General features: G+C 54.2%; 15 protein-coding genes. 2 read left to right on the forward strand and 13 right to left on the reverse strand.

All coding sequences use genetic code 11. From position 1 onward, the window contains the following. Positions 1 to 38: 38 nt before the first annotated feature. Positions 39 to 1172, reverse strand: a complete 1134-nt coding sequence (locus IEY46_RS29225; RefSeq protein ID WP_188997802.1) for an L-threonylcarbamoyladenylate synthase — start codon at positions 1170 to 1172, stop codon at positions 39 to 41. A gap of 248 nt (positions 1173 to 1420) precedes the next feature. Between IEY46_RS29225 and IEY46_RS29230 the strand changes: the two genes are divergently transcribed. Then, complete coding sequence (locus IEY46_RS29230; RefSeq protein ID WP_188997804.1) at positions 1421 to 2872, forward strand: MDR family MFS transporter; 1452 nt, start codon at positions 1421 to 1423, stop codon at positions 2870 to 2872. Between the two features lie 145 nt (positions 2873 to 3017). Here the strand turns inward: IEY46_RS29230 and spoIIR are convergent, their stop codons facing one another. The 11 genes from spoIIR to IEY46_RS29285 form a co-directional block, all read right to left on the reverse strand. After that, positions 3018 to 3737, reverse strand: coding sequence for a stage II sporulation protein R (spoIIR, locus tag IEY46_RS29235; RefSeq protein WP_188997806.1), 720 nt, complete (start codon positions 3735 to 3737; stop codon positions 3018 to 3020). Positions 3738 to 4136: 399 nt separating this feature from the next. Next, positions 4137 to 5219: a peptide chain release factor N(5)-glutamine methyltransferase gene (gene prmC, locus IEY46_RS29240; protein WP_373288913.1), complete on the reverse strand. Its 1083-nt coding sequence runs from the start codon at positions 5217 to 5219 to the stop codon at positions 4137 to 4139. 69 nt (positions 5220 to 5288) lie between these two features. Next, positions 5289 to 6356: a peptide chain release factor 1 gene (gene prfA / locus IEY46_RS29245; RefSeq protein WP_188998054.1), complete on the reverse strand. Its 1068-nt coding sequence runs from the start codon at positions 6354 to 6356 to the stop codon at positions 5289 to 5291. 126 nt (positions 6357 to 6482) lie between these two features. After that, the gene (locus IEY46_RS29250) at positions 6483 to 7829 is read right to left on the reverse strand and encodes an MFS transporter (protein ID WP_188997808.1); all 1347 of its coding nucleotides are present in this window, start codon (positions 7827 to 7829) and stop codon (positions 6483 to 6485) included. Positions 7830 to 7863: 34 nt separating this feature from the next. Then, on the reverse strand, positions 7864 to 9102 hold the full coding sequence (locus tag IEY46_RS29255; RefSeq protein WP_188997809.1) for an MFS transporter: 1239 nt from the start codon (positions 9100 to 9102) through the stop codon (positions 7864 to 7866). Between the two features lie 104 nt (positions 9103 to 9206). Continuing rightward, positions 9207 to 10307 (reverse strand): redox-regulated ATPase YchF, encoded by a 1101-nt coding sequence (gene ychF, locus IEY46_RS29260; RefSeq protein WP_188997810.1) that lies wholly within the window; start codon positions 10305 to 10307, stop codon positions 9207 to 9209. A 135-nt stretch (positions 10308 to 10442) separates the two neighbouring features. After that, positions 10443 to 11171: a hypothetical protein gene (locus tag IEY46_RS29265; protein ID WP_188997812.1), complete on the reverse strand. Its 729-nt coding sequence runs from the start codon at positions 11169 to 11171 to the stop codon at positions 10443 to 10445. 304 nt (positions 11172 to 11475) lie between these two features. After that, the gene (locus tag IEY46_RS29270) at positions 11476 to 12708 is read right to left on the reverse strand and encodes a molybdopterin-dependent oxidoreductase (RefSeq protein WP_188997813.1); all 1233 of its coding nucleotides are present in this window, start codon (positions 12706 to 12708) and stop codon (positions 11476 to 11478) included. A 275-nt stretch (positions 12709 to 12983) separates the two neighbouring features. After that, complete coding sequence (trxA, locus tag IEY46_RS29275; RefSeq protein ID WP_188997816.1) at positions 12984 to 13295, reverse strand: thioredoxin; 312 nt, start codon at positions 13293 to 13295, stop codon at positions 12984 to 12986. An 85-nt stretch (positions 13296 to 13380) separates the two neighbouring features. Then, a complete protein-coding gene (locus IEY46_RS29280; protein WP_188997818.1) occupies positions 13381 to 13806 on the reverse strand; it encodes an RrF2 family transcriptional regulator in 426 nt (141 codons plus the stop codon). Between the two features lie 280 nt (positions 13807 to 14086). Further along, the gene (locus IEY46_RS29285) at positions 14087 to 14986 is read right to left on the reverse strand and encodes a DUF72 domain-containing protein (RefSeq protein WP_188997819.1); all 900 of its coding nucleotides are present in this window, start codon (positions 14984 to 14986) and stop codon (positions 14087 to 14089) included. A gap of 171 nt (positions 14987 to 15157) precedes the next feature. On the opposite strand from IEY46_RS29285, the gene IEY46_RS29290 reads away from it, so the two are divergent. Further along, positions 15158 to 15790, forward strand: coding sequence for a DsbA family oxidoreductase (locus IEY46_RS29290; protein ID WP_188997821.1), 633 nt, complete (start codon positions 15158 to 15160; stop codon positions 15788 to 15790). 219 nt (positions 15791 to 16009) lie between these two features. Here the strand turns inward: IEY46_RS29290 and IEY46_RS29295 are convergent, their stop codons facing one another. Continuing rightward, a complete protein-coding gene (locus IEY46_RS29295; protein WP_188997823.1) occupies positions 16010 to 17659 on the reverse strand; it encodes a copper amine oxidase N-terminal domain-containing protein in 1650 nt (549 codons plus the stop codon). Positions 17660 to 17785: the final 126 nt, after the last annotated feature.

Genomic DNA, 17785 nt, shown 5'->3' on the forward strand with positions numbered 1-17785 from the left:
ATATGCGGACAAGGGGTGAAACATGACCTTTAAAGGATCTACAACCGGATAATGCGGTGCGCAGCCGCCTTCGCGAGCCTGTTCATCAGGGCGTGGCCGATACCGGCTTCCGGACATGTCTGCGCCCAGATCCGGTCAACCCCGAGACTGTCAAACGCGCGCAGCGCTGCATACAAGCCTTGAGCCGCCTGCTCCAGATGGGCGAGGCTGCCGATAACCAGCACGTGATCGGCTTCAAACCCGGCGGCATGTTCATGGAAAGCAAGTACGCCTGTACATTCTCCGCGTGCCTGCGCATCCTTAACCTGATCGTTAACAAACGAAACGATATTGTCAATCTCGCCTTCAACAAGCTGCATCGTGCCGCGTGGAGCATAATGGGCATATTTCATGCCGGGCGAGCGCGGGGCCCATCCGCTGCCCGGCTTATCCGGCCCAGTCCCTTCCGTACCGCGTGAGAATCGCTCCGCGCCCGCATCCCAACCGGACTGCTGCGGAGCGGCAGCCTGGTCATATTCGACTTGCAGACCGGCTTCGCGCATCGACTCCGCTGTAATTCCGCCCGGCCGCAGAATCCGTACCGTACCGGCGGCTTCCACTTCAATAACGGTCGATTCCAGCCCTACGCCAGACGGACCTCCATCCGCCACCGCGTCGATCCGGCCATCCAGATCATCCAGCACATGGGCGGCTTCCGTAGGGCTGGGACGGCCGGAGCTGTTGGCGCTTGGCGCGGCAATCGGGCAGCCGGCAGCGGCAATCAAGGCGAGCGCGACAGGATGCGAAGGCATCCGGACAGCAACGGTATCAAGCCCGGCTGTAACGCGGTCCGATAGCGTGCCTGCCAGAAGCGGAAGCACCAGCGTGAGCGGTCCAGGCCAGAATCGTTCCATGAGCAGCTTCTCGCTTTCCCCATAAGCAGGGGCAAACGCATCAAGCTGGGCAAGGTCGGATATGTGAACGATGAGCGGGTTGTCAGAAGGTCTTCCTTTCGCTTCAAATATAGCTTCTACCGCCAAGGTGTCGCAAGCATTGGCGCCCAGACCGTATACCGTTTCTGTCGGAAACGCCACCGTTCCTCCCTGCCTGAGAACATCCGCTGCTTCCTTTATCTTTTCAGGCTCTGGATTCAAACCATCAACTTGCAGCACTTTTGTTACCTTCGGGTTCATTATGCATCCATTCCTTAGACGACTGTTGCGCCATTTCTTTTCCCTATTATATCATACCCGCCCGTACGGCATCCTGTCTGAAATTCACAATAAGCATGATAGAATACTTCACATATCGAGGCAGATATGGCGAAAATGGAGCGTTTTTTCTTTACTTTCTCGAAGTGCAGAGTTATGATGCTATGTGTTCTTTATATATCGAGATATCAGCTGCGTACTTTTTGCAAGCGGCTAGCGGAGGTTTAACCATGCAACAAGAAGAAACCAGGCAGATCCGGTTCCTGCCCATCATGATTGCCATTTTTTTCGGCAGTTTTATTTCAACGCTTAGTGTAAGCACGATTAACATTGCCATTCCCGTCCTGCAGGTTGACTTTGCTTCCGACCTGAATACCATTCAATGGACGTTAACCGGTTTTATGCTAGCCATGGGGACGTTTGCTCCGATCAGCGGATACTTCGGCGAACGCTTCAGCTACAAGTGGCTTTACCTTGTTTCCCTGCTGGGCTTTACCATCGCCTCCGCCCTTTGCGCACTGGCATGGAGCGCCCCGTCGCTCATTGCCTTCCGCATCCTGCAGGGCGCCTTCAGCGGCCTCATTATTCCAGCCACCATGTCTATCATTTATCAAATCATTCCCCGCGAGAAACAGCCAGTCGCAATCAGCTTCTGGGCGATGTCGGCGATGCTCGCACCGGCAATCGGACCAACGCTCAGCGGCTGGCTCCTGGATAATGTGAGCTGGCAATGGCTGTTCTGGATGAATGTGCCGATCGGCATCATCGGGGTTCTGCTTATTATCCCGTTCATTCCTTACTACAGGCTGAACATACCCAAGTCATTCGATCTCATCGGCTTTATTACCGTCATAGTCAGCAGCTCCTCGCTGCTGGTCGCTTTATCGCAAGGCCACTCCTGGGGCTGGTCTTCAACCAGGGTTATCAGCTTAGTCGTAGGGGGCTGCGTATTCCTTGCCTTGTTCATCTGGCGCGAGCTCACTGCCCGGACTCCCCTGCTGGATCTGCGGGTGCTCGGCAACGCCCGCTACACGATTTCATTGATTACGATCTGCATCATCACAATCAGTCTGTATTCCGGCACGTTTCTGACGCCAATCTTCCTGCAGAACATCCAGCAGGTTACACCTCTTGATACCGGATTGATTTTGCTCCCGGCATCCTTGGCCATGGCCATTTTGACCCCTTTTGTAGGCAAGTTCTACAGCAAGTTTGGCCCCCGCGTCCTGCTCATCATCGGCGTGGTGCTGATGGCAGCGGGGACGCTCCCGCTCAGTTGGCTCAGCATTGACATTCCTCATGGCTATATCGTCTTCTGGATGATTGTCCGCAATCTGGGAATCGCCTGCGCCATGATGCCGGCCAGCAACGCCGGCATGGAACAAATATCGCCTCAGCTCAGCGGGCATGCTTCTTCCATCAGCAACTGGCTGCGCAACGTATTCGGCTCCTTCGCCATTGCAATCTTTACAACCCTGCTGGCCTCGCATAGCGCATCGCATGCGACTGATATGGCCAAAGCAGGCTCGACAGACAAACAATTCATTCAAATGATGTCCTTTACGATGAGCGTGAACGATGTTTATCTGATTGCGACGATTATCGTTCTGGTCGCTCTGCCGATCTGCCTGTTCATACCCAAGCTGCGCCCGGACACAATCGGCCGCAAGCAAGCTGCTTAATGCCGCTGTCCTATGGACTCAAAACAAACACCCCTCTTTCAGAAATTCGGAAGGAGGGGTGTTTGTTTTGTTCCCTATCCGGTGCGTCCGGGCCTCGCGGCTCTGCCGGCAGCCGGGACCATGATCCAGCGAAGAAGCGTCTGTCCTAGCTGAACAGGTTTTTGAAGAATTGCACGATAGATTGAATGAGTTCCCATATGAAGAACTTCACTTCCGGCTTTTCCGCTGCGGTATCAGCACCAGCCTTCTCTTTATTGCCAGCTTCGATGTCCGCTTGCTGCGCCTGCTGATTCTTGGCATCTTGCCCGCCGGATACCGCCGTCACAGCGGTCGCGGCCGGAGAAGCAGCTTCCCCGCTCACCGCATCCACAAAACAAAGGGGAGGAAACAGGACGCACCACCAGTTCTGTCCTTCCGCTTTGCCCAGCGAGATCCGGAGCGCTTCGTAATTGCCAGCGGGATAAACTTCGCTGCCATATATTTTAGTGGGAAACGGCACAAGGCCCAGTTCCGCCTTGAAGTCATACGTAAATCCGCGTTGATTCAATTCATCGGCAATGACCCGCTCGATATCACCCATATGCGAAAGGATCGTACTGCGGGCTTCCTCAATCGTCTGGGGGCTTGCGACCCATTGATCGATTTGCGCTACAACCGCGTCGCGGACAACTCTTTTGACGGCTTGATCAGCCGCGCTGTCGGAATTGGCGAGAATTCGCAGGCGGATGGATTCTCCGGGAATCTCACCGCCTGCTACAGCCGCATCGGCACGCTGGCTTTCCCAGCTCATAATCAGAACCATAATGGCAAGAAACAGGTAACCATAGGAAGAACGGTAAGGAAAACGGGAATAAGGACGGATCATAACGTCAAGCTCCTTTTTCGTCACCCGTCGGTGCGCTTGGCTTGCGTTCCGGAACGATCATATCCCCATTATGTCCGCTCTGCCAATCTTTAAACCTAGCATCTCGTATTTGTGATCTAAAAGATTGATAACAAGAAGAAACGAACTGCGCCGTCCTCTGGCGGCAAAGTTCGTTTCTTCCCTTAGACCTTATAGAAATGTATAAGCGTGAAACGTATAAATTCTATAAGGTTGAAAAAAACCAACGGGCCAGCGGCCCGTTGGGAGTTACAAATGACCCGGCATCCTCATACACCGGATCACGACAAGTAGAAGACCTTTCCTGTACATCTTGCCCTGCTAATCCATACCCCTCCCTGGCTTCAGGAGTCCTCCAGACCCGCTACGCCTTGCAGCGCTTTATGTCCGGTGATTTACCGCGATGACATGCCTCTCAATACCGGCATAATCGCAGATGATCCGGACTTCATCCCAGATCCCGGGCCGCTTCAGCATCCGCGCGACTTCCCGGGCTTGGGCCATGCCAAGCTCGAAGGCTACGATGCGCGGCAGCTGCGCCAGCCGCGGCAGCTGCTCCAGCATACGGCGGTAAGGGTGCAGACCGTCATCGCCGCCGTCAAGCGCAAGCCGGGGTTCATGGTCGCGGACCTCCGGCTGCAAGCCTGCAATGTCTCCAGCCGGGATATACGGCGGATTGGAGACAAGCACATCGATCCGCAGCCCGGCGGCGGGGCCGCCCTCCCCCGCGGGAGCGCCGGTTTCGCCCTCGCGCGGGGCCAGGAACGGCGCGAGCAGGTCGCCCTGCGCGAACGACATTCGCGCCGCTGCGCCATGGCGCGCCGCGTTCGCGCGGGCGACTTCCAGCGCGTCCGGCGACAGATCGGACGCGCAGACGCGCCAGAGCGGACGCTGCACCGCAAGCGTCACGCCGATGGCGCCGCTTCCCGTGCCGACGTCAAGCACCGTCGGCACGCAGGCCGCGGACGGGCGGCTGCTTGTCCCCGCCGCCCCCGCTCCAGCCCTGCCTTCGGCTCCGCCCGCAGGCAGCCCGCCGCCCGCCGCTGCGGCAGCTCCCGCTTGCGGCCAAAGCCGGTCGGCTTCGGCCAGCACGGCCTCCACAAGCAGCTCCGTCTCCGGCCGCGGGATCAATACGGCCGGCGTTACCGCATACGGCAGGCCGTAGAACCACTGCTCGCCGATCAGATACTGCGCCGGCTCGCCGGCTCCCTTGCGCGTAATCAGCGTCTCCCATTCCGTTGACCGGCCGGCCGGGAACGGATCGCGCCAGTCGCGCAGCAGCCCCGCCTTCTCCAGCCCGAGCAGATGCATCAGCAGCAGCTCGCTGTTCGATCTCGGTTCCATAATTCCGCGCTGCTCCAAAAACAAAGAAGCCTGCAAGCAGGCTTCTCCAATGGTCAGCACCCGGTCCGCTTCTTCCATTCGGAAGCCGTCCGGGCTGCTGTTCATGCTGCGCTCCATCATCCATTAGCGCCCCTCTCTATATGACCAGCCTCTTAAAGGCATGCGGCGGTCCTGCCGGTATCCTGGCGTTTAGCCGATTTGTTCCATCAGCTCAGCCTGAGCCGTTACCGTAAGGGCATTGATGATTTCTTCCATATCGCCGTTCATGACGGAATCCAGCTTGTGCAGCGTGAGGCCGATCCGGTGATCAGTCACGCGGCTTTGCGGATAGTTGTAAGTGCGGATCCGCTCGCTGCGGTCGCCGGTTCCCACTTTGCTTTTGCGCTCGCCGGCGTATTTCGCTTCTTCCTCCTGGCGGCGAATATCGGAGATACGGGCCCGGAGGACCTGAAGCGCCTTCGCTTTGTTCTCATTTTGCGACTTGCCGTCCTGACACTGCGCCATGATGCCTGTCGGAACATGCAGCACGCGAACGGCCGATTTGGTCGTATTAACGGACTGGCCGCCGGCGCCGCTGGAGCAGAATGTATCCACCCGGATATCTTTATCGAGAATTTCAATTTCAAGCTCTTCTACTTCCGGCATAACCGCAACGGTTGAAGTCGAGGTATGAATCCGGCCGCCCGATTCCGTAACCGGGATACGCTGAACGCGGTGGGCGCCGCTTTCGAACTTCATTTTGCTGTAAGCGCCTTTGCCGTTAATCAGGAAGATGACCTCTTTGTAGCCGCCCAGATCGCTTTCATTGGCTTCCATCAGTTCAACGCGCCAGCCCTGGGAATCGGCAAACTTCATATACATCCGATACAGATCGGATGCGAACAATGCCGCTTCGTCGCCGCCTGCCGCGCCGCGGATCTCCACGATCACATTCTTGTCATCGTTGGGATCCTTCGGCATCAGAAGAATATGAATATGATCCTCCAGTGCGTCTTTGCGGGCGGACAGCTCTTCAATCTCCATCTTCACCATCTCGCGCATTTCCTCGTCGAGCTTCTCAGCCTGCATGGCCTTGGCATCGTCAAGCTGCGCGGATACTTCCTTGTATTCCGTATATGCCGCATAAGCGTCCTGCAGATCCGACTGCTCCTTGGATAAGTCGCGCAGGCGCTTGGGATCGCTTGCCACATCCGGATCGCACAACAGCTCGCTTAATTTATCATACCGGTCTGCGAGTGCCTGTAAACGGTCCAACACATTCATTCACCTCTACATGTACAAAATTTCGCTGATTGTCGTCTTATTATTATATCATAACGCGGGGGTTTCCATAAATGTGACTTTTTCAAAAATATTTCGGCATCCAATTTCAAGAAGCTGCCGCTAAGCCTCTATCTGTGTCCGCGCCGTCTCCGCCTGGTCCTTCTCCCGGATCATCAAGGAGCTGGCCAGCGCGATCAGACTGACGATAAAGCCATAGATGAACATATTTGAGAAACCGGCCATCAAGTCTGCGGTTTTCGCCACAAATGCCCCCATGATGGTCACCCCTACAGCCGTCCCGATATTACGGGAAAATACTTGCAGCGATGTGGAGATCCCCTTCTGCTTGCCGTCTACCAGCTGCTGCGAGCCGATCATGGACACCGCGGACAGCAGGCCGAAGGAAAGGCCCATCAGTACGGAGCCGGCGAAAGTAAACCAGAAGCCGGAAGCTGGCGAAAGCTGCAGAAACCAGATGGCGGAAGCGACGAGAACGGCATTGCCGGCGATCATCAGCCTGCGGTAGCCGAAGTGCAGGACCCATTTGCCTGCGGGAACGGACATCCCCATCCAGCCGACAGACATCCCGAGCATCGCCACTCCGCTCATAAACAGCGAATACCCGTGCCTCTGCAGAAACATCGGCAGGTAGCTTGCGCCCCCGAATATCGAAGCATAAGCCAGAAAGGAGTTCACGTTCATCCAGGCCACCGGCTTGTTGCGGAACAGATTGAGAGGGACGATTGGCGATGCAAGCTTTCTCTCATAGGCATAGAATACGAACAGCAGAAGCACGCCGCACGCCCCGGCGATATAGAACAAGACGCCAATATCGACCACGGTCAGCAGCAGCAGGAGACTGATCCCCCCGGTAAAAACCATCGCTCCTATATAATCCACCTTGGAACGTTTCGGTTCATAAACCTCCCGGTATGGGAGCAGCAGCACAAACGAAAGCAGACAGATCGGGATATTGATATAAAAAATCCACCGCCATGTCGTATATTCCACGAACATGGACCCCAGAAGCGGTGCAAGCACCGCCGAAATCCCCCACATCGCGGTAAACAGCGCCTGAATGCGTCCGCGTTTCTCCACGGAGAACAGATCCCCGGCGATAATCATCGGGAACGGATTCATCACCCCTGCGCCGATTCCCTGTACGGCCCGGAAAATAACGAGCTGCACCATCGTCTGTGCGCTGCCGCACAGAATAGAGCCGAACATAAACAGAATAATGCCGACGGCAAACACTTTCTTCCGCCCGAAAATATCGGAAATTCTGCCCGCTATTGGGGCCATGACGGTTGAGAAAATCATATAACTTGCAAATACCCAGGCATACAGCTCAAGCCCGCCCAGCTCCTCGGCGATAATCGGCATGGTTGTATTGGCGATGGTGGAATCCATCGATGCGACAAGCATGGCCATTACGATACTGGCCAATACCGGAATTCGGTTCTTCATTCATCGGCACCTTCTATTTGGAGGAGTGCGAAGCTTAAGCGTATAAGTGTTTATCCTTGGGCAGCAGGACAGCTAGTATCCCAAGCAGCGGCAAATAGGCGCACAGCTTCATAATGAAAGCAATCGTCGTGGCGTCTGCGATCCAGCCCAGCACAGCCGAGCCCAGACCGCCGATGCCGAAGGCCAGACCGAAGAACAGTCCGGAGATTAGCCCTACCTTGCCAGGCATCAATTCCTGCGCGTAGACGACAATAATTGAGAAGGCGGAGGAAAGAATGAAGCCCGCCAGCACGCATAACACGCCCGTCCACGTCAGATTGGCATAAGGCAGCAGAATCGAGAACGGCGCGGTCCCGAGGATGGAGAACCAAATAATGTTCCGCCGCCCGAAACGGTCCGCCAAGGGTCCGCCGAGAAAAGTTCCTGCGGCCGATGCCGCCAGAAATGCAAACAGAAACCACTGCGCGTGCTTCACGGATACACCGTAATAATCAATTAAATAAAAAGAATAATAGCTGGAAATGCTCGACATATACACATGTTTGGAAATCACAAGGAAAACCAGCACAACTACTGCCCACATGACCTGGCGGGAGCTCAGCCCAACCTGATGAAGCGGCAGCGCTCCGGCCTTCGCCTTCTTGCGGCCCGCTACATTCTGATCACGGTACCACCGGGCCACAAAAGTCTGAATTCCGATCGCCGCAGCGGCGACGAAAGCAAACCAGATAACACCGAATTGTCCGACTCTGACAAAGAAAACAGCGGTCATAATCGGTCCCAGCGCACTGCCGATATTGCCCCCGACCTGAAAAATCGACTGGGCCAGTCCGCGCTTGCTTCCCGCAGCCAGATAGGCGACACGGGAAGATTCCGGATGGAAGATAGCCGAACCTATCCCGATGGCGGTCACGGCAAGCAGGATAACGTAATAATGCGGAGCCAATGCCAAAGCGACAATACCCGCCAGCGTGAATCCGACGCCCACAGGCAGAATATACGGCCGGGGCTTGAGATCCGCGGCATAGCCCACCGCCGGCTGCAGAAGCGAAGCGGTCATATTCATGGCAAAAGCGATCAGACCGATCTGCTTATAGCTTAAATCCAGCGAGTCTCTGAGAATCGGAAACAAGGCGGATACGGTCGACTGCATGGAGTCATTGAGCAAATGAACAATGCTGATGGCAAACAAAATCGGAAATACGGTTGCCGCCGCAGGTTTGGCTACGGCAGACGTGACAGTTGAACTGGATGTAGGCGTTGAGCTGGACATGGCTGAACGGTTTCTCCCCTTTAAAAACGATACGAAGGAAGGACCCGCATAGTTGCTTCGGGTCCTTCCTTCATTCGTTCACTAATCTTAAAGATGCGGGCGGCTTATACGTTGAAGCGGAAATGCATGACATCCCCGTCTTTCACTGTATAATCCTTGCCCTCCAGACGAAGCTGGCCTTTCTCTTTCGCCGCATTCATGGAACCGGCATTCATCAGATCCTCGTAGGACACGACTTCCGCGCGGATGAAGCCCCGCTCGAAATCCGTATGGATAACACCCGCGGCCTGCGGAGCCTTGGTTCCTTTACGGATCGTCCAGGCTCGAACCTCCTGAACGCCCGCCGTGAAATACGTATACAAGCCGAGCAGCTTGTAAGCAGCTCCAATCAACCGGTTGAGGCCGGATTCCTTAAGTCCGAGCTCTTCAAGAAACATCGCCTTGTCATCGCCCTCAAGCTCGGCGATCTCTGATTCCACCTTGGCGCTGATCGGCACCACTTCGGCGCCTTCGGCAGATGCAAATTCGCGAACCAGCTTCACATAAGGATTGTCCCCTGCGTCCGCCGCTTCCCCTTCGCTTACGTTAGCCGCGTACAACACCGGCTTCAGCGTCAGCAGATGCAGGTCGCGGATAAGCTGCTGCTCGTCTTCGCTTAGCTCCAGGCTGCGTGCAGGCTGGTCGTTATAGAGGGCCTCCTTGACGCGTTCAAGCACCTCGACCTCCTGCGCGACCTTCTTGTCGCCGCCCTTCATATTTTTGCGGCTGCGCTCGATTTTGCGGTCAACCGAGTCGATATCGGCCAGAATAAGCTCAAGATTGATCGTTTGAATATCCCCGATAGGATCAACTTTGCCAGAAACATGGGTAATATTCTCGTCCTGGAAGCAGCGCACGACATGGACAATCGCATCCACCTCGCGAATGTGAGCCAGAAACTTGTTGCCAAGCCCTTCTCCCTTGCTTGCCCCTTTCACAATACCTGCGATATCGATAAATTCGAAAGCTGTCGGCACTGTTTTGTTCGGCACCACCAGCTCAGTTAGCTTGTCAAGACGCTCATCCGGCACCTCCACGACGCCCACATTGGGATCGATCGTGCAGAACGGATAGTTCGCGGACTCGGCGCCCGCTTGGGTTATTGCATTAAACAATGTTGATTTTCCGACATTCGGAAGACCAACAATACCAGCTTTCAAAGCCATTCGATGTACACCCCTGCTTTCCAAATAAACATACCTGTTGCACATTATACCCGAAGCGGCAGGGGAAGAAAAGAAAAAAGGGAAGTGCGCTGCCGCGGGAGCGGCGGCACTTATCCCCTTTCCAGATGATTTCAATTAAATCAGAATGGACGAAACTACCGTATAGATGATCAAATACGCTGCTATGCTGCATGCCATAAACTCAAAACGGCGGTTAACCGTAACGTTGAAAAGCTCCAGTCCCGCAAACACGGTTACCGCCAGGGCAATGAGAGCCGTAGAGCCTCCGATCAGGAAAGACAGCTTCAGACTGACCAGCGAACAAATCCCCGCAGCCAGAAACCCTGCGCCGGAGAAGACCTGCATGCTGCCCAGGCGGGTAACGACGGACTTGATATCATGCCGGGCATTCCCGCGCCACATGCCGACCAGCCAGATGGAAGCGAGCAGCGCAAGCACGGACACCAATCCGGTCAGGAACAACCGGCCGGTCATCTGCGAGCCGAAGGACAGGGGCGAAAAACCGCCGAAAAATCCGCCGAAGAAGCTGTTGATCTTGGCTCCGACCAGCCAGATCCAGATCAGGTAACCGATAACCGAAGTTCCAAGTCCAATTACGCCATAGATGAGGTCCTTCCCCGGGCTTAGCTGAAGAGCGTCAAACGGATTCCGGAGCAGCCTGATCAGCACATTCTTGTCCACCTGCTTGACGGCGGACGACCAGTCGCCGTTTCCGCCCGGCTGCGGCCCCGCCCCTTGCTCCGCCGCTGGCGTACTTCGTTCCGCCACTGCGTTTGCAGAGTTGTGCGGAAACGGATTCCCTCCCCCCTCGGACGGGTTTCCATTGTCTGATGAATAACTCATTTCTTCACTGCCTCCTTGGTGCTTTATTTTGTTATCTTCTGAATCAATTTCATAATTAGGGAAAATCGCTTAAATTACACGACGTGCAGCCTAGTTGAATTTATTCATCAACGTATTGTGAAAGATTAAGCTGAATATACAATTATGAAATTGATTCTTCTATTAATGCATTAATTGTCTATATTTGTCTATAATATGAACGCAATTTATCATAATAGAACAAACAATCAGCCCGCTTCCAGCTGGAGGCGGGCTAATTGTAGAATCATCAAGGCCTTCAATATGCATGTAACCTGACTTCCCGCTAGACCCAGGCATCCTTGGAATATCCGCGCTCCTCCCAATAGCCGGTATGGTCCTCGGCGATGAGCTCGATTCGGTTCAGCCACTTAACAGACTTGTAGGCGTACATTTTCGGCACAATGAGCCTCACTGGTCCCCCAAGATCATTGGGAATCGGCTTGCCGTCGTGAAGCACAGCGACCATAACGTCATCCATATCGGCCTGCTCTAGCGTAAGTGAATCGGTATACACGCCGTCTCCGGAATACAGCTTGACGGTTTTCGCCTCCGCCTTGACCCCCGCTTCGCGGAGGAACTGCTTGAGTGGTATGCCTTCCCACGTGTTGGAGTAAACCGACCAGCCCGTCACGCAATGAAAGTCGCTTACCTGCACGCTGCGGGCAAGCTTCACGAACTGTTCCCAATTGTAATGCATCTTGTTCTCCACCAGTCCGTCCAAGTCGAACGACCAGTTGCTGTTATCAAAGGAGGGGATGGGCGTCACGGTGTACACACGGAACGAACCGCGGCTTCCCCCGCCTGTTGGAGGCAGCGAGGCAGGGAGCGGCTGCGGTACGGGCAGAAGCTTGTTGGCATCGGACTCCACCAGCTTCTCGATGCTGGTTCCCGCGCCGATGGAATTACCCAGCCAGCGCAGAAATGAAGGCCCAATCGTGATGGCAAGGCCCGCGCCAATCGCCGTCTTGATGAACGCGCGGCGGGAATATACGGCACCCGGCGACGCGGCGGGATGGATCGCTTCTTCCGGCTTGCCGCTTTTCACTGTCCGGCGGTGCGGTTCTTCTTTAAGCCATCTCACGCGCGTGATGGAATGATAGATAATATAAGGCAGCCCAATCCATGTGAGCAAATCATGCGTCAGCAGAGCGCCATTGGACCAGGCCGGACCGATCAGCCTGAACTGCCAGAGGAGCAGCCCCGAGAGCAGCCAACCGACCAGCAGCGCGAGCACCACAATGACATTGGCCCGCTGCGCCGCCTTGCCCCGCAGCTGCTTCCAATGCTTGCCGGCCAGCAGCAGATAATAGGCAACCGGAAGCAGCGAAGCGATCCCCACGACAATGTGAAGCCAGCGGAGCCATACTCTTCCTTCGCCCAGAATGCCACGCCAAAATCCGCCAAACAGCATGAGTCCGGAAATGGTCAGAACAACCACAATCCATCCGTTCCATGCATGCAGCGCATGAAGCTTCTTCCCGTACCCTTTGCGTAGTGAGGCCAACCAGTTGCTCATTGCAGTCCTCGCCTCCCGATCGATTTGAACCTGTAAGAATGAACCTCTATCGTTCCCGTTACAATGGTGGATTCCACCCGCGGCGGTTTCTTTTCCACCCTATGGATATCTGTTTCTTCTATTATAGACCCCTATCAAGGGATCGCGTATAATCCGTGGATATTCTTCGTTAGGATGTTACCTGCGGCTCGGGAAGCGGTTACAATCTGCGGAGCTTAATAAGCAAAAAACCCGCATACCACTTAAGGTATGTGAGTTTTTGGTCATTCTTGATATTAAATGTGGCCTTGAATTTTAGTTTTCAATGCGTCTTTGGATTGCAGACCGACCATTTTGTCAACCGGTTGGCCATCTTTGAACAGGATCAGGGTCGGAATGCTCATGACGCCGAATTGGGAAGCCAGCTCAGGCTCTTCGTCGACATTGATTTTGCCGATTACTGCTTGGCCGTCCAGCTCGGTGGAGAGTTCTTCCACGATCGGAAGCTGCATTTTGCAAGGTCCGCACCACGGAGCCCAGAAATCTACAAGAGATACGCCGCTTTCAATGCTTTTGCTGAAATTGTCTTTCGTCAAGGCTACTGCCATGATAATCATCCTCTCAAATATAAGTTCTGGACAATCCCGCCATATTAACCGGACTGCCCGTTATACCTTGCATTCTTCATCCCGGTCAGCAATCCCCGCATTCGTGGATTTGACCAAGCACATCGGAAATCGTGATGCCGCCAAAATACTGTTCCAGCTGCTTCTCCGCCGTACAGAAGATATGATCCATAACCTCCCGCATATTGGAGCCGACAACACAATCCATATCCGGATCGCCCGAGCACCAGTTAGGGATGACGGAACCTTGAGCCAGCAAGCGGTATACATCGGCCAAGGTAACAACCGCCGGATCCAGCGTCAGCCGATAACCGCCGCCTGCGCCTTCACGCGTATCGACATAACCGCCGCGCCGCAGATAGCTCATTACTTTGCGTATCCTCGCTGGATTCGTGGCTACATTCTCGGCGATTGCTTCGCTGGAAGCCATTCGATCCGGTCGATAAGCCAGATATGCCAAACTGTGTACGGCTATCGTAAATTCGCTGTTCATGCGCTACGGCCACCCCGCTTTGTACTGTAATGATATCAGTTACAGTTGATTCTGTCAACAGGTTATGGCCGCTTATTCATCCATTGAGACATGCCGGTAAGCAGATCATGATGAAAAATGCTCCTATCGTTTAAAATACCCCTTTCAGGGAATGCTTACTCACATCATTCACCTTTAGCGCGAAGCCCGGCGACCGATGACATGCTTTCAACCGGCGTTTTACGTTTGCAACCTAGCTGCCGGCGTTTTTTTGCTCCTTCAAAGGATGAGCTTGTACAACTCATTCCCCCTCTGGCAGATCAAACAAATCCAGTTGTTCCACGGGCTCGCCTGCAGGCCCGCTGTCAAAGGAACCGCGCGGGGGGATCTGCCCCAACATAGCCATCAACTGCAGCGCGTTATCCGCCGCATCTCCACCGGAGTTATTATTGAAGAGGATACAGACTTTATCGCTCATCTGTTCCAGCCTGTGCAGCCGCTGGACCCACTCCTGGAGCTCCTGCTCATTGTAGCGGTACAAGTAGCGCACTTCGCGCCAGTTCGGCTGCCCGCTCGACAACCAGCCCTCCTTGCTGCGGCCATGCAGCCGGACGATGGTGAGCCGCGGATCGACTGCCGCCTCCACAATGGGCACCGAACCGTCGCCGACCTGCGGCTCATCGCAGACCGTATGAATCCAACCCTCCTGAGCGGTAAATTCGAGCGTTTTCTCTCTCATTCCGCCGCTGAACCAGCTTTGATTGCGGAACTCCAGCGCACAAGGCACACCGTCCATCCATTCCTTGGCTCTGCGCAGCTCGGCCACATTCATCCGGTTGCAGTCGAACCAGGGCGGGTACTGGAACAGCACGGCATCCAGCTTGCCCGCTTCCCGGACCGGTTCAATGGACTCCCGGAAGGCCTGGAACATGGCTTCCTGGCTCTCGAACGGCTTATGGCCGCCGCCTCTCATATGGCCGGTCATTCCCTGATAAGCTTTAATAACGAACCGGAAGGGATCCGGTGTTTCGCTTGCCCATTTCTGCAAAAGCGATGGAGCCTGCACGGCGTAGAAGGTGCTGTCCACCTCCACCGCATTAAACCATGTGGCGTAGAGCGGCAGCTTGTTTCTGGCCGCGGGACCTGCATCCTTATATAGCCGGGCATGGTCGCCCCATCCTGCAAGGCCGATCTCAATCATGATTTTCACCGCCTTGAATACCCTGTTCTCTGCCTATAGCGTAAAGTCCAGCGCCTTTTTTTGCAACTGCGCCCTGTCCTTGCGTTTCGCAAACATTCCGCTTGCGGAGAGATTCGGAATAAATGGTACAATGGTAACAATACATTTGCAAATAGAGAGGAGCTTTCCAGCATGCATATCGATTTATATTCCGATGTCGTCTGCCCCTGGTGCCGGATAGGCAAGCATAACCTGTTCAAGGCGCTGGAGCAGTGGTCAGGCCAAGGCGGAGAGCCGGTAACGGTTTCCTACCGTGCGTACCTTCTTGACCCAACCCTGCCCGAAGAAGGACTGCCATTCAATGAAGTGATGAAATCCAAAGCGGGAACCGAAGAAGCGTTAAAGCAGATGACCGGCCAGGTTACAGAGGCAGGGGCCGCTGTTGGGGTCACCTTCCGCTTCGATAAGGTAACGCGCATGCCGAGCACCAGGCTTGCGCACCGTTTCGTCGCCCTACTGCCGGAAGAGCTTGCGGCCGCAGCAATCGATGAGCTGTTCCGCGCATATTTTGAAGAAGGCCGCGATGTGGCCCAACTGGACGAAATCCGCTCAATCGCTGAGGCGATCGGCGCGGAGGAATCCATCCTGACCCGCTTGCAACAAGGGGAAGGCGCCGACAAGCTGGAAGCGGATCTCGCGCAGGCCAAAGGGCTCGGCATCACCGGTGTTCCCTTCTTTGTATTTAATAACCGGTATGCCTTGTCAGGCGCGTACCCGGCGGATAAGATCGTACAGCTGCTGGACAAGGTAAGCAAAGGCGAATAAACGATTCTTCATTATGAAAGGACAGACCAAGTTGTCTGTTCTTTCTTTATTATTAGGCCAGCCGGAAGGTGCCGGAAGGTTGGCCTTTTGCAATAACGATACGAATCGACCGCTTCTAACGGGGGTCAATTTTTCCCTTTACCTAAATTCAAAAAAAAAACGGAGCACCCTGTCACTTTCACAGGGATGCTCCGATTTTTTTGAAGATGAAATCTGTCCTTACTCTACTTCGTATTGTTTGGACATATTGATCGATTGATCCATGCTGTTGAATCCAACTTTCCAGCCGTAGAATTCAGAAATCGAGCGGACCGGGATGTAAACGCGGCCGTCTTGCACGACAATCGAAGTTCCTGTTACTGCGGTTCCGTTAAGGGAGATTTTCGTCGGATTAGCTGTGCTGTATACCGACACATTGAAGCCGTTTGTTACAGTGGTCGTACCAGCTGCTTTATCAAACGTAATCGTTCCACCCGTAGCTTGTGCCCAGTAACGAGCCGGAATGTAAGTCGTTCCGTTTTGGAGGATTGGCGTGGAATCCATCGTTGTTACCTTGCCGTTTACCGTCAGGTTCTTGCTGTTGATTTTCATCGAAACGGTTGTAATATCAAACTTTGTGCCCAAATCAATGTCGGTGCCATTGCCAGTCGAGCCGCCATTTCCTGTATCAGGAGTGGTTCCGGGAACCTGGAATTTATCGCTATTCTGAGCAACAATGCCGCCGGCCAGAGAGTCGGCTGTCGTGAACATATGCTTGTAGGCTGTGCGCAGATCGCTGTATGCAGCCGTGTAGCTTGCTTGATCATAATGATTAAATGAATCCAACAGGTGATTGATGTGCATGTTCAGGCCATCGGCAATTTCATTTTCCTTGAAATAGTCCGGATTGGCAGATGCGAAGAACTTCGCTTGCTCCATACGGTATGTTTCCAGATCGGCAACGGCTGTTGCACGGTCCGTCTCGCTTTTTGCAGCTGTACCTTTTACGTAGTTCACAAAGTAGCCGATATGCGAAGTCCAGATAGGCTTGAACGCTTCGCCAGCCTCTGAGCCGTATACGTTGTTAATCGCTGCTGTCAGATCTGCTGTGTTGTCGCTAAGCGACAGGGATACGGCATCAAAATCCGGTTTCGAATCATGACCTTTTTGCATCGCCAGAACAGCCAGTACGGCATGCTCGCCAAGCAGACGGCCAAGAGCGGAACGAAGATCGGAAGCTCCTTGATTGCTGGTGATGGAAGGGAATTTAGTCGGGTATTGAGCTGCAATTCCCGCTGCCAGTGTATCACCGGTTTCGAACATATGCTTGTAGGCTGCACGGGTTCCCGCATAAACCGCGGAATAATCTTTATTTACGTAAGCATCAAAGGCATCAAGCAGATGATGGATATGCATTTTCAATCCATCGGCAATAGCGTCTTGCTTGAAATTATCGGGATTTGCATTTGCAAAAAATGCGGCTTGCTTGGTACGGTATTCTTCCAGATTGGCAATCGCCTTCTGGCGGGCTGGCTCATCTTTGGCGGCTGTCGCTTTTACATAGTCGACAAAATAGCCAATGTGCGAGGTCCAAATCGTTTTGAATTCCGTGCCTGCGCTGTCTCCGTATACAGAAGCAACAGCTGCCGTCAGGTCGTCTGTGTTAGCGCTAAGTGCGTTTGCGGCTTCATTGAAATCCGCTGAAGCATCGTAGCCTTTTTGCATCGCGATGATTGCAAGAACGGAATGCTCGCCCAGCAGCTGCCCGAGCGCCGCCCGTAAATCCTGCGTAGCTCCTTTTACATTTTGTGCCTGTGCTCCTGCCAATGTTGGAACAACCAGCATCAAACATGCTAATAATACCCCGATTTTAGCCTTGATACCCTTCACTCGTCATCTCTCCTCGATATGTATGATGATTGCTTCCTCAACACTTATGACTTACACCGGGATGATGAAGATGAATCGCATCTGCGAAAAAAAAGGTAAGATTTCTCAAAGGGAAATTGGAACCGC

The sequence above is a fragment of the Paenibacillus nasutitermitis genome (genome assembly GCF_014641075.1).
GTDB classification, from domain to species: domain Bacteria; phylum Bacillota; class Bacilli; order Paenibacillales; family Paenibacillaceae; genus Paenibacillus_Z; species Paenibacillus_Z nasutitermitis.